This window comes from Maribacter litoralis, from assembly GCF_003075045.1.
Classification (GTDB): Bacteria; Bacteroidota; Bacteroidia; order Flavobacteriales; family Flavobacteriaceae; genus Maribacter; species Maribacter litoralis.
On the sequence record NZ_QCZD01000001.1, the window covers coordinates 913,862 to 927,636 of the forward strand.

Below are 13,775 nucleotides of genomic sequence, written 5' to 3' on the forward strand. Positions count from 1 at the left end.
TTTTGGTTCTCTAAAACACCAGATCTTTAAAAAGTAAATTCTAGTTCTAGAATTACAATTTATGCTTCACAACTAGCACAATCTTTCTTTTGCTTGAATTTTTGTGCTGCGTTCATACTATGTTGGTAATACAATGATTTCAACCCTAATTTCCATGCGGTAACGTGAATCTTATTGATTTCTTTAACCGGCATATCTGGATGAACAATAATATTAACAGATTGCCCTTGATCAATATGATTTTGTCTGTTCGCTGCCTGATAGATAATATCCATCTGGTCTATTTCAGAGTATGTTTTGAACACATCTTTTTCTAAATCGGTAAGGAAATCCAAATGCTGTACAGATCCGTCAAAATCACGTATACTTCTCCATACTTCGGTAGTATTCATTCCTTTCTCCTCTAAAAGATCAACTAAGAATGGGTTTCTTATAGTGGTCTTCACCTTGGCAATATCCTTTACATAAGTATTGGACCAAATTGGTTCTATACCTTGGGAAACCTGACCTAATATAAAGGCTGATGAAGTCGTTGGTGCAATTGCATTCAACGTAGCGTTTCTTCTACCAAAGCCTTTTAATACTTCTGGCTCGCCAAATTTAACAGCTAACTCTTCTGATGCACTGTAAGATTTCTCTTTTATCGTTTTAAATATTTCACTATTTAAATTATATGCCTCTTGACTGTTGAAAGGCAACATTTTAGACTGCAATAATGAATGCCAACCTAAAACACCTAAACCTAACGAACGGTTATCTTTGGCAAAGTTATATGCACGTTCCATAAACATGAACGTTTGGCGATCTTCACGACTTTCTGAATCACGATATACTTCTAATTTTTCACAGAATTCAGTAATTACAGCATCTAAAAAGTATACCATGGTTTCTACCGCATCGGTATCTTTCCATTTGTCATAATGAAGAACGTTTACAGAAGATAATACGCATACAAAAGACCACTCATCACTAGAAGGCAACATAATCTCAGTACATAAGTTGCTTGCGTAAATTTTATGTCCCTTTTCCCTGTATACATCTGCAGCGCCATTATTTGCATTATCCTTAAAGAAGATATAAGGGTAGCCCATTTCACCTCTACGCTGTAAAACTTTTGCCCAGATAGAACGTTTTTTATTGTCACCGTCTACCATTTCTTGCATCCATTTATTGGTAACTGTTACACCATGGGTAAGCTCTTGTATAGGGTTACCTTCAGTACCAATTTCCAAAAACTCTTCAATATCTGCATGTTCTACCGGTAAATATGGAGAAAAACGACCACGACGAACTGAACCTTGGCTAACTACATCTACCATAGATTCAAAGAGTTGCATAATATGTACAGCACCAGAAGCTTTACCATTATTCTTAACCTCTGCGCCTCTATGTCTAATATTACCAAAGTAACCAGAGGTACCACCTCCTAATTTAGACATCATACCAACTTCAGATTGGGTATATAGAATGTTACCCATATCATCGGCTATATTAGAGCCAAAACAGCTAATAGGCAATCCTCTTTCCTTTCCGAAATTAGACCAAACCGGCGATGCCAATGAGTAAAAACCTTCGCTCATATAACCATAGAACTTGTCTGAAAAACCAGGCATACCTAGTATTTGTTCTGCTCTATCGGCAATTTCGCGAATACGTGTTTCTGCAGAAACCCCAGGTGACAAATACCCTGAAGCCAAGAAGTTACGGCTATCTTCATTTAACCATTTAAAACCTTCTTCTTTGTCTTGCTTTATGCTTTTAAGCGCCTCTTTTCTAGCTTGTACCAGTTCATTAGAACCATTCAGTTTTACTTCTTCTTGTATGCTAGTCTCTAATTTAATTTTTGAATCGTTCATTTAAAATAAGTCGTCACTGGTTATACTTTGTGTTCTTTTGCTATAGTTGATAGAGCGCTTTACGAAGAAATCGCCATGCTTGGTTCCGATAATCTCATCATCAAACCATTCCGTTTGTGATAATAATTCTTCGTCTACCTCGAATATTTTTTCGATACCGATACTCTCGATAGAATCGTTAAATCTCTTTTTAATGAATTCCTTAATCAAGTTCTTAGGAAGGAAATCTATTTCGCCCGCTTCAAAAATCCAATCGATAATATCACTTTCGGCTACAAATGCATCTTGACACATATTTTGTACCGCACTGTGGAATTCTGCATTGAACCATTTAGGGTTTTCATCTTTTATGATATTAATAATATCAATACCAAAATCACCATGAATCTGCTCCTCTTTTGAAGTCGCCTCAACAACATTAGAAATTCCCTTAAACATATTTTTATGCTTATTGAACGCCATAATTATCAAAAACTGAGAGAATAACGATACGTGCTCAATAAATAATGAGAACAATAATATAGATTCTGCATACTCTTGGTTGTCCTCACTTTTAGAGTTTTTAAGAGCTGTTTCTAGATAATGCACCCTTTTCATGATTACGGGCTTCTTCTTTAAGTTTTTAAACTCTTCGTTTAAACCTAAAATTTCCAACAAATGTGAATATGCATCATGGTGTCTTACTTCACTCTCTGCAAATGTTGCTCCTACAGAACCAATTTCTGGCTTAGGCATTTTGTGATAGATATCGCCCCAAAAACTTTTAACCGCAACTTCTATCTGCGAAATGGCCAACATTGCATTCTTTATGGCATTTCTTTCAATATCGGTTAGTCCGGTCCTAAAATCTTGAATGTCGCTCGTAAAATTAAATTCAGTATGGATCCAATATGAATGTCTAATTGCAGAAACATATTCGTACAATGCAGGGTATTCATAGGGTTTAAGATTCACTCGCTTTTCAAAAATGTTGGACTTTCTTTTCTGTGCCTGTTCATTTCTATAAAGGATGTATCCTTTGGCAACATCAAAGTAACCGCCTTCCATTAATTTGTTCTCAACAAAATCTTGAACCTCCTCTACTGTAGGAATATAGCTTTCGTCTAATTTCTTTCTTTCTAACAACGCCAAATGCACATTATTGGAAATAATTTCAGCTTCTCCTGGTCCCCCATGTTCAACAGCTGTCATAGCCTTTAAAATGGCATTTGTAATTTTGTGTAAATGGAAGGGTTTTGTTGAAAAATCCCGTTTTATGACTTCTGTGATTTTCATGTTAAAAGAATGTTAATGATGAACTAATTAAGCGAGGTGTAAAGGTCCAAAATTAATCACCTTATTTTTACGTTTTACTCCGTAAGCTTTTAACAGGGTTATCAACAATTGCAATTTTAGTCAAAATTCACAATGATTGACATATTTTTAAAAAGGGACACAACTATTTAAAAATCAATTTATTACAATCATATATCTGAATGCAAAATTCAGATTTGCTTAAAGAATTACTTCAGCTAATATTTTTTAAAATTATTTTTATTAAAGTTGTCCATAGACAATTTTCTTTAATAACATACTATTAACATTGATGTAATTTTCTACTATTTTTTCGCGTCAACTTAAGTAGTTTTTGCTCAATTATATAGCCCAACCTTTATGTAGAAAAGATTCACATTTCTTGCCAAAATACCGACATATATTATTTAGATAAATCGAAAATTTTTTGTCTTATTTTGCCTTTTTTGCCGCCAACATTTTCAGATTGAATCTCAATCTTTATTTTTCCATTTTTTGTAGGAATTTTTGAAATATAAAAATTTTTAGAAGGGGTTTTTGCCAACCAAATCTTTTGTTTTTTTTCATTTATGTAGTAAATATTATGATAAATATCAGCCTCAACGGCATCAAAATTCACATACAATTCTGCGTTTTTTTCATTTACAAAACCTTCTACCCTAAATTCTGATGTGGTTGGTTTTGATTCATTTTGAGAGTGTAAAGATATTTGCCCTACATAGGCATTACCTTTTCCTTTTGAATACAAACCTATTTCTGATAAAATTATATTTTTACGAGATGGAATAGTAATACTATTGTTGCTCCAAGAAAGGGAATTCTTTAAAGGAAAAATCAGCAATTCCCCACTAGATAACTGGCAATAGACTTCTAAACTCAAGTCTTCAGCGGTCTTGGAAACTACATTAAGTGTTACCTTGTTATCTAAGTCTATTTTAGTTTTATATAAAGGTATTTCGGCATTTTCAAATCCTTCAAAAAACAAACTACTACCACCTTCATAACTTTCGTCAAAACTAATGGTTGCCTTTACCTTAGTACTATCTACTTGCCATTGCCATGTTGGTAATACATCTTGTATACTTAAATTATGCCATTCAGTCTTAGAAACCGTTTTCCCTTTTTCATTATAAAATTTACCCAATCCATAGTTAAAACTAGTCTTAAATGGTAATTCATTTATTACGCTACGCGGTTCAAAATAATTGGAAAATCCTTTCCATTCACTTTTACCAAAACGTGTTTCTATAGTCGGACCACCGTTCCAGAACTTTTGTTCGTTGTTATAAACATCTTCAGGGGTTTTGGTTTCCGAAATATCAAAAGTAGCGTTAGACCAATAAATACCAATGGATGTGTTATTTGGCTTCCCGTTTTTGTATAGCATATCCCATTTTACAGGTGTCATATAACTTTTTGACTGTACATCTATACCTGCATATAAGTCCCACTCGCTTCTACCCAATTCATTGGCAAGGGTTTTACTGTCCTCCAGATTAACTTCATGATATCTAAAGTTGATAAAAAAGACATCAGACATATTGGTATTTCCATCTTGAAAATACATTTGATTATGTTCATTCAATTCATCTTGCCAAATGACCCTAGAATCATCGATCATAGCGTCATACCACACTAATTTTAAATCTGATTTTTCTCTATAATAGGATATAAATTGCTGCATTAACGCCCCCATTTCACCAACCAAATCATAGGTTTCTTGATTTATGAACCATCCGTCGAAATTATAGGTTGTAGCTACTTCTATCAATTTATCGGCAACGGGAAAGCTTCCATCTTCATTCTGAACTAAAAATTCGTAGACCCATTCTTCTTTACCTCCATATACATTAGGCGGAAAAAATACGGTACCTATGCTCTTAACTCCATTTTTATGGGCAGCGTCTGTCCAAAATGCCGTGGGCGGTACAATAATACCTTCATTAGCAGATCCACCCCATTGCACAAAATAATCTATGTATTGCCAAAATGGGAAAGCATATTGTTTTACGGTAGAAAACCCTTGAGACGGATGAAAATTGGTAGTATGTGGCGCCATCAATGCTATGATACCAGGAATTTTCTGCGCGTCATCATTCAAGTTAATTGAATCGTTTAAAAACCGACTTGCCAATGGAACATGACTTATATTAAACTTGGCTTCTTTATCATTTTCGGGTGACCATGTTAAAAGCTCATTCACAAACCAATACGAAGAATAGGGTTGGTTATCTCCATATTCCGATTTTTGGGCATTACTTTTTACTACAAAACTTAAGACCAATAGGCTTAATAAAATCACTTTCTTCATAATCGTTTTCATATTTTAAAAGCTAAAGATTGTTCTTTTCCTCTACATCTACAACGAAGTTTGCATAATATGTCTTGTAGTTTTAAACAACCAGAGTAGCTTTTGGACTTTAAACCTTCATTAATAGTCAGAAAATGAAATTTTGAATATTTTCGCTTTGAATAAATACTTATATGAAAATTGAAGATTTAGTTGGTGAGTATACTATTATTGGCAGTAACCAAGATGATGAATCGCATAACTATAACGGCACACTTTCATTAAATTTAAACGCAAACAAAAGAATTGTAGCCCATTGGACCATTAACCAATCACAGCAACAAACTGGTACGGGTTTCTTTAAAAACAATATACTCGTCATCAATTTTAAATATGTAGGTGAAGACCAAAACATTTACAAAGGTGTTGCTGTTTACCAGTGTATTAGCAAAGATATTTTAGACGGATTTTGGTCCGAGAAACATGGAAATCCGCTTTATTTAGGAGAAGAGCGTTGTTTTAGGATAAAGTCAAAATCTATTACGTTAAACTAATAATCGTAAACGGTAGAAAACTAAAGTTAATACCATTTTATTCCTGTAATTTTGTATCCACAATTTTAAAAAAGTTAGTATGACGAAAGACCATGAGTTTTTTATGAGAAGAGCCATTGAAATGGCAGCAAAAGGAATGAACTCGAATGCCGGCGGACCATTTGGTGCCGTTGTTGTCAAAGATGGAGAAATCATAGCTGAAGGCCATAATAAAGTTACATCTACCAATGACCCAACAGCACATGCTGAAATGGTCGTTATTAGAGATGCCTGTAACAAACTAAATACTTTTCAGTTAACCGATTGTATAATTTATACTTCTTGCGAACCCTGCCCTATGTGTTTTGGTGCCATTTATTGGGCTAGACCTAAAGCTGTGTATTACGGCTGTGATAAAGCTGATGCAAAAGCCATAGATTTTGATGATCAGTTTATTTATGATGAACTAGAAGTTGAAATGCAAGACAGGCAAATTCACTTTAAACAAATGTTACAAAATGAAGCTGTTGAAGTCTTTAATAATTGGGCTTCTAAACAAGATAAAACGAAGTATTAGTACATATTCGGTTTATAAAGTATCAAGGGGATTTTACCAGTAACACTTCCAATTCCTCTAATGATTTCCCCTTGGTTTCCGGTACTTTGGCTACTATAAACAATAAACCAATTACAGCAAATATTGCATAAAGAAAAAAGGTAAGGGCGTTACCTAAATTAGTTAACTGCCAAGGAAAAACCAATTGTACCAAAAAGGCAAAGGTTAGGTTTACCAAGCCCACAAAAGAAATTGCGAGTCCGCGGATACGGTTTGGAAACAGCTCTGAAAACAGCACCCACATTACAGGACCAATTGATACGGCATAAAAAGAAACGAAAAGTAATATTCCTATTAAAATTAAAACAGCATTCATTTTTGCAGCGGCGGTAACCAGCACAGCTTCAAACTGTCTAGCTTCTGTAACACCTATAGCGCTAGCAACAGCAGCTTTGAAATCTAAATCTGAGGCAAAGGTCTGACTTTCTATTGCCCTTAATTTTTCAATAGCCATTTCATTTGGTAAACTTGCCAAAGCGTCACTATCTAATGTATAGGTAGCGGTTTTAAACCCATAAGCAAGAATCAACATAGAAACCGCCATACCTACCATACCATATACCAGCATGGGCTTACGCCCCAATCTGTCTATTATTTTCATGGCAACAAGAGTAAATACAAGATTTACCAAACCAACTAAGATAGCCTGTAAGAAAGATGCATCTGTACCAATACCCGTTTGTTCAAAAATTAATGGTGCATAAAACATTACGGAATTGATACCCACTAATTGCTGAAAAATCGCAACGATAATACCTACTATAATTACCTGGCGAATGTTCTTTTTAAATAGCTCGCCAAAGTGCACTTTCTCTTTTTTACCTTCTTGAAGAATACTCTCCTCAATTGATTTCATTTGATGCCTTGCGTCTTCCGTACCAACAAATTTCTGCAAGGTGAGTTGGGCTTTTTCAAAATGACCATGCATAGACAGCCATCTAGGACTTTTGGGAACAAAATATAAACCGAAATAATACAACAAGGCAGGAAAAACCTCCAAACCAAGCATCCATCTCCAATTCCATGTTTTAAGGTTAATGGCATTCACCCATTCATATGGGCTTTCGCCTAATTTGAGAATAAGGTAATTTGTAAAAAATGCAGCTGATATACCTATAACAATATTTAATTGATTAAAGGAAACCATTTGCCCTCTTTTCGCAGGGGGACTCACCTCTGCAATATACATTGGGGCTATGATCAACGCCGCACCAACCGCAAAACCACCTATAAGCCTGCCAATAATAAGCATGGTAAATGTGGTTGACATTGCAGAGAAAAGTGCCGAAACAGCAAATAACAAAGCTGCAAACTTAAGTACGCTTCTTCTTCCTACTTTATCACTTAATGGCCCTGCTATAAAAGTACCTAGGGCCGCTGTTAATGTTATGGAACTTACCAACCATCCTAATTGAATATCATTCAAAGAAAATTCGGTTTCTACGAATTTAAGGGTGCCAGATATCACTGAGGCATCAAAGCCAAGTATAAAACCACCTAGAGCAACTATTGCCGCTATTCGTATTATATATTGTTTATTTTCTTTCATTTTTTTCATTAATCCGTCTCATTCAATAAAGTGTGATACGATAGTTATTCGGTAAGTCATTACATATTTTTATTAGCTTTTATATGGTGCTAATTTCTCCCAATTGAACACTACCCCCGTACCAGGAGTATCTGGTGCTACAGCTCTATGATTTTCCACAACTAAAGGACGTAATGTATATTGGTCTATAGGAAAGCTATGCACTTCTAACCAACCTGCATTCGGTTGTGAAGACACCAGACTTACATGAAGTTCTTGCATACCATGACTACATACCGGGATATGATGTTCCTGCGCCATTTTTGCCACTTTCAACCAACCTGTTACACCACCACAATTAGAGGCATCTGGTTGAATAAATGATAATTTAGATTGCGCAAAGGCATATTCAAATTCGTGTATCGTATGAAGGTTTTCACCCATTGCTAAAGGAAAATCCGTCTTATCAACGATTTCTGCATAACCTTTATAATTATCTGGTATAATAGGTTCTTCGAACCAAGTGATGCTATACTTTTTAAAGCCTTCTATAGCTTTTATTGCTTTGTCTACTGTCATAGAATAATTGGCATCGACCATAAAAGTAACTTCTGGACCTACAAACTCACGTACCGCTTTTATGCGCTCTAGATCATCCTCTAAATTTTCTCGCCCTATTTTGATTTTAACAGCATTGAATCCGTTATCCAAATAGCTTCTCATATTGTTTAAAAGCTTAGGAATAGGAAACTGCAAATCTATACCGCCACAATATGCCTTACAGGTATTATCGGCACCACCTGCCATTATATGCAAAGGTTTATTTGCCTTTTTACAACGAATATCCCAAAGTGCGATATCAACTGTAGAAATAGCGAACGAAGCAATACCCCCCCTACCGACATAATGTATATGCCATTCCATTTCCTCATAAATCCCCTCTATCTGAGTACCATCTTTCCCAATTAAGAACGGTGCCAAATCATGTTCTACCATGGCTCTCGTAGCATGCCCTCCTTTACCGCCGGTATACGTATATCCAGTACCTTCAGAACCATCTTCTAAGGTAATTGTAGTCGTAACCAACTCAAAATGTGTATGATCGCCATGCTTGGCATCATTCATAACTTCAGGTAAGGGAACTTTAAATAATTGACAATCTACTTTTGCGATTCTTGTACTCATTATGCTTTATGTCTTACGTAAAACGTTTTCTTTTCCATATACTGCTCAAATCCGTATTTACCGTCTTCACCACCAGATCCACTTAACTTATAACCGTTATGGAATCCTTGATGCTGCTCTCCATGACCACGGTTTACATAAATTTCTCCGTATTCTAGTTCATCGTTACAACGCATAATCTTATTCATATCATTGGTAAATACCATGGCAGCCAAACCGTATTCACAGTCATTTGCATAGCCCATAACTTCATCAAAATCTTTAAACTTTAAAACCGGTAAAATTGGTCCAAAAGACTCTTCATGTACAATGGTCATATTTTGGGTAACATTGGTCAATACAGTTGGTTCAAACCAATATCCTTTTTCAAATTCACCACCTGTTAAACGTTTACCACCCGCGGCAATTGTTGCTCCTTCATCTAGACTTACCTTGACCAAATGCTCCATATGTTCCAACTCGCTTTTATTTACTTTTGGTCCCATATCAGAATCTTCTAGCATTGGATCACCTACTTTAAGGGCTTTGGTCTTCTCTATAAATTTATTCATAAATGCATAGTAAATATCTTCATGAACATACATACGCTCATTACAGGTACACACTTGACCACAATTATCGAATCTTGAATGCAAAGCTGAATCTACGGCTGCATCTATATCTGCATCTTCAAATACAATAAACGGAGCTTTACCACCCAATTCTAATTGCACATGCGTTAAATTCTGTGCAGCCATTTTAGCTATTTGTTGACCTACCGGTGTTGAACCGGTCATGGTCACCATTTTTGTTATAGGGTTTTCTACCAAAGCGGTACCCATTGCCCTACCCGGTCCCGTAATAATATTCAACAAACCATCTGGCAACCCTGCTTTTTTAGCCAAGTGACCTAATTCTAAAGTTGCTAACGGAGTTTCCGATGTCGGTTTTACCACAATAGCATTACCTGCTACCAATGCCGGACCTATTTTTCTTCCTGCCAATGCCAATGGGAAATTCCATGCCGTAATTGCCACTACAACACCACGAGGTATTTTTTGAATCCAAATTTGTTCATTAGGATTATCCGATGGAATGATATCTCCTTCTATTCTTCTTGCCCCTTCACAGGCATATTCTATAAAAGAAGCGGTAACAGCAACTTCCATTTTTGCTACCTTAAGTAGTTTCCCTTGCTCTTTTACCAAAAGTTCAGCCAACATATCTGCATTGGCCTTTATTTCATTGGCAAATTTATAGAGTAATTCTGCCCTTTGTCGGGCTGGTACTTTTTTCCACGCTTTTTGTGCTTTTTCCGCCGCTTGTAACGCTTGCTCCGCTTCTTCAACCGTTCCGTTTTGAACCGTTGCATATACCTCTTCCGTTGACGGATTTATAATATCGATGGTTTCGCCAGAGGTCGATGTAACCCATGCGCCATCTATAAACATTTTATATTCTTTTATTGATGCCATTAGTTTGTTTTTAGTTTGATTATCTACCCATCCAACCTCCGTCTACCAGAGTGATGCTTCCGTTCATGTAAGCTGCTGCGTCAGAAGCTAAAAAGACTACAGGACCTGCAAAATCCTCTGGTTGGCCCCAACGTCCTGCCGGTATTCTTGCTAGAATGGAATTAGCCCTTTCCGGATTGTTACGTAATGCCTCTGTATTATCGGTACTTATGTAGCCCGGTGCAATAGCATTTACATTTACGCCACTACTTGCCCATTCATTGGCAAATGCCATGGTCAACTGACCAATAGCACCTTTACTTGCCGCATATCCAGGCACTGTAATTCCACCTTGGTAGGTTAATAAAGAAGCCGTAAAAATCACCTTACCGGATTTACGTTTCACCATTTCTTTACCTATTTCCCTAGTTAAGATAAATTGTGCATTTTGGTTGACCTCTATCACCTTATCCCAAAGTTCGTCTGAGTGTTCTACAGCCGGCGCTCTTAATATAGTACCCGCATTATTCACCAAAATATCTATCACTGGAAAGTCTTTTTTTACATCAGCTATAAAACCGTACAATGCTTTTCTATCACTAAAATCGCATGCATAGGCCTTAAATGATCTTCCCAGAGCTTTTACCTCTTTTTCCACATCACTATCACTAGCTTCTAGCGTAACACTTACGCCGATGATATTTGCACCTGCTTCGGCAAGTCCAATTGCCATAGCTTTACCAATACCACGCTTACAACCGGTAACCAATGCTGTTTTTCCTTGTAGACTGAATTTATCCAGTATTCCCATTTTCGTTTCTTATTTTATAGTTAAGATTGACAATCCATTAAGACTTTAAGTCCATCGGGATTTTTGTCTATATTTTCAAATACAGTTTGTATATTTTTTAAAGGTTGTACATCTGTAATCATATCATTAAACGGTAATTCGTTCGCCGTAATTAAGTTTATGGCCTTTTCATAGTCTTCTTTCTCATATACTCTAGCTCCTATAAGTTTTAATTCTTTCCAAAAGAATTTAAACAGGTCTACTTCTTTCTTTTGACCATGTATGGCAACCATAACAATTCTACCTCTTATACCGGCAACCTCGGTCATAATATCTAAGGCTGGTTGCACACCTGCTACCTCAAATACAACATCTGCCCTTTTATCATCGGTCTTACTTTTTACATAGTCGACCAAATCTGTCCGCAAAGGGTTTACAGCATCTAAACCAAGTTCTTTTGCCTTAGCTATACGAGTATCGTTTACTTCGGAAACAATGACCTGAGCTCCTTTTTCTTTGGCTACCAATGCCACCAAAAGCCCAATGGGTCCGCCACCTAAAACAACCGCTGTTTCTCCTGCTTGCAGCCCTCCCATTCTTACATCATGTACGGCAACCGATAAGGGTTCAATTAAAGCGGCCAACTTTAAATCTGTCTCCTCCTTTAATTTATGAAGTGTAAATGCGGGTACGTTCCAATATTGTTGCATGGCACCCGGACTATCGATACCTATAAACTTTAGCTCCTCGCAAATATGATTAAATCCTTTGTCCGATGGTTTTACTTTTCTATCATCTAATGGTCTTACCACTATTTTGTCTCCAACCTTAAAACCTTCTACCCCTTTACCAACGGCATCGATGGTTCCTGACATTTCATGACCTATGGTTTCCGGTATATTAACACGCTTATCCATCATACCGTGATAAATATGTACGTCTGTACCACATACACCTACGTATGCCACTTTTATTCTAACTTCTCCCGCACCTGGCGCTTCTATCTCCTTTTCTATTACAGAAAATGTTTTATCACCTTTATACTGTGTTGCTATCATATTATGCTCCTTTTTCTCCTATTGCTGTGTGTGATGTTTTGTTATATGACGAAAACCGATGAATACTCTGGTAATCGTCGTTATTGTAAATATGGGTAAGCCCCCATCTTAATATTTCCGTTGGATTATTCTCGGCATCCGCAGACCTATTTAAACCTATGGCATGTGGCGGATTTTGAATACTCGCCACTATTTCAAAATTGATTCCATCCGGAGCCCATTGAATGGTGTTTTTCTCCGGTCCGTCCGTAGTGATCAAAGATGCTATTCCCCCATCATACTGCCATACACAAATTTCATGGCCACTATTACTAACCGGATTGTAAGGTGATTTAACATAAGGACCCAGAGGGTGGTCTGCAATAGCAACTCCATGACGTATTTGCCGCCCTCCAAACGTTATTTCTTCGCCCATTTGCTCTCCTTTGTAATACAAGTAAAACTTACCTCTATAAGGTAGAATACATGGGTCATGCACTTTATGACTATCGAAGTCTCCTTTTTTTTCCACTTTAAACCTATTATCCTCTTCGCCCAACCAAACACCGTTGTCGGCTGGTGAAAGAATAGGTTCGGGCACTTTATGCCAAGGACCATCTGGAGAATCTGACCAAGCTAATCCCACTTGATTTTTTACACGAACCTTGTAAGGACTTTTCACGGTTTGATAGCTTAAGTAATACTTACCTTCATATTGCATGATCTCTGCCGTAAAAACAGAGCGATCGTCAAAAGAACCTTTTTCGCCCCTACTGACAGCTACGCCTTGTTCTTTCCAGGTCCAACCATCTTTCGATGTAGCATACCAGATATCACAATGGTCCCAAGGAAAAACTTTATCATTTTCAATGTCTCCAGCAAAACCCTGGGTTACTCCTAAACTTTTACTATACCATACATAATAGGTATTGTTATGTTTAATTACCGCACTAGGGTCTCTTCTACAGACACCTTCTTCATAAGCCAAATCTCCCATTAAAGGTTTTACCTCTTCAAACTCAACAAACCATTGGTTACCAACTTCTGGCCAATCCAACGCACGTTTTGATGCTGCACTTAGAAATTGTGCATTAGTAATTCCTAAACTGTCTAGCTTACTTTTAGATAACTTTACTCCACTAAATGTATTTTCTGTATTACTTACCATGGATGTATTTCCACTTTTAATTTTATAAGCTGCCCATCACGGTCAT

At 36.7% G+C, this 13,775-nt stretch carries 11 protein-coding genes; 2 read left to right on the forward strand and 9 right to left on the reverse strand.

Features of this window, described 5'->3' with window-relative positions:
• Positions 1-59 precede the first annotated feature (59 nt).
• From DCS95_RS04305 to DCS95_RS04315, 3 genes are all read right to left on the reverse strand, one after another.
• A complete protein-coding gene (locus DCS95_RS04305; protein ID WP_116769584.1) occupies positions 60-1,856 on the reverse strand; it encodes a ribonucleoside-diphosphate reductase subunit alpha in 1,797 nt (598 codons plus the stop codon).
• Positions 1,857-3,131 carry a ribonucleotide-diphosphate reductase subunit beta gene (locus DCS95_RS04310; protein ID WP_116769585.1) on the reverse strand — a complete coding sequence of 425 codons (1,275 nt, stop codon included), beginning with the start codon at positions 3,129-3,131 and terminating at the stop codon, positions 1,857-1,859. It lies immediately after the preceding gene.
• A 421-nt stretch (positions 3,132-3,552) separates the two neighbouring features.
• Complete coding sequence (locus DCS95_RS04315; protein WP_164674115.1) at positions 3,553-5,460, reverse strand: endo-beta-N-acetylglucosaminidase; 1,908 nt, start codon at positions 5,458-5,460, stop codon at positions 3,553-3,555.
• Positions 5,461-5,633: 173 nt separating this feature from the next.
• On the opposite strand from DCS95_RS04315, the gene DCS95_RS04320 reads away from it, so the two are divergent.
• Both DCS95_RS04320 and DCS95_RS04325 read left to right on the forward strand, forming a co-directional pair.
• Positions 5,634-5,993 carry a hypothetical protein gene (locus tag DCS95_RS04320; RefSeq protein ID WP_116769587.1) on the forward strand — a complete coding sequence of 120 codons (360 nt, stop codon included), beginning with the start codon at positions 5,634-5,636 and terminating at the stop codon, positions 5,991-5,993.
• A 79-nt stretch (positions 5,994-6,072) separates the two neighbouring features.
• Positions 6,073-6,549, forward strand: a complete 477-nt coding sequence (locus DCS95_RS04325; protein ID WP_116769588.1) for a nucleoside deaminase — start codon at positions 6,073-6,075, stop codon at positions 6,547-6,549.
• A gap of 22 nt (positions 6,550-6,571) precedes the next feature.
• Here DCS95_RS04325 and DCS95_RS04330 read toward each other — a convergent pair whose 3' ends face one another.
• The 6 genes from DCS95_RS04330 to DCS95_RS04355 form a co-directional block, all read right to left on the reverse strand.
• Positions 6,572-8,137 carry a sugar porter family MFS transporter gene (locus DCS95_RS04330; protein ID WP_116770146.1) on the reverse strand — a complete coding sequence of 522 codons (1,566 nt, stop codon included), beginning with the start codon at positions 8,135-8,137 and terminating at the stop codon, positions 6,572-6,574.
• 72 nt (positions 8,138-8,209) lie between these two features.
• Positions 8,210-9,301: a mandelate racemase/muconate lactonizing enzyme family protein gene (locus tag DCS95_RS04335; protein WP_116769589.1), complete on the reverse strand. Its 1,092-nt coding sequence runs from the start codon at positions 9,299-9,301 to the stop codon at positions 8,210-8,212.
• A complete protein-coding gene (gene aldA / locus DCS95_RS04340) occupies positions 9,301-10,755 on the reverse strand; it encodes an aldehyde dehydrogenase (RefSeq protein WP_116769590.1) in 1,455 nt (484 codons plus the stop codon). The genes DCS95_RS04335 and aldA overlap by 1 nt, the downstream gene beginning before the upstream one ends.
• Before the next feature lie 19 nt (positions 10,756-10,774).
• Entirely contained in the window at positions 10,775-11,539 is a 765-nt protein-coding gene (locus tag DCS95_RS04345) for an SDR family oxidoreductase (RefSeq protein ID WP_208630748.1), read from the reverse strand.
• A gap of 26 nt (positions 11,540-11,565) precedes the next feature.
• Positions 11,566-12,582: a zinc-dependent alcohol dehydrogenase gene (locus tag DCS95_RS04350; RefSeq protein ID WP_116769592.1), complete on the reverse strand. Its 1,017-nt coding sequence runs from the start codon at positions 12,580-12,582 to the stop codon at positions 11,566-11,568.
• Position 12,583: 1 nt separating this feature from the next.
• Positions 12,584-13,729, reverse strand: a complete 1,146-nt coding sequence (locus DCS95_RS04355; protein ID WP_116769593.1) for a glycoside hydrolase family 117 protein — start codon at positions 13,727-13,729, stop codon at positions 12,584-12,586.
• Positions 13,730-13,775 lie beyond the last annotated feature (46 nt).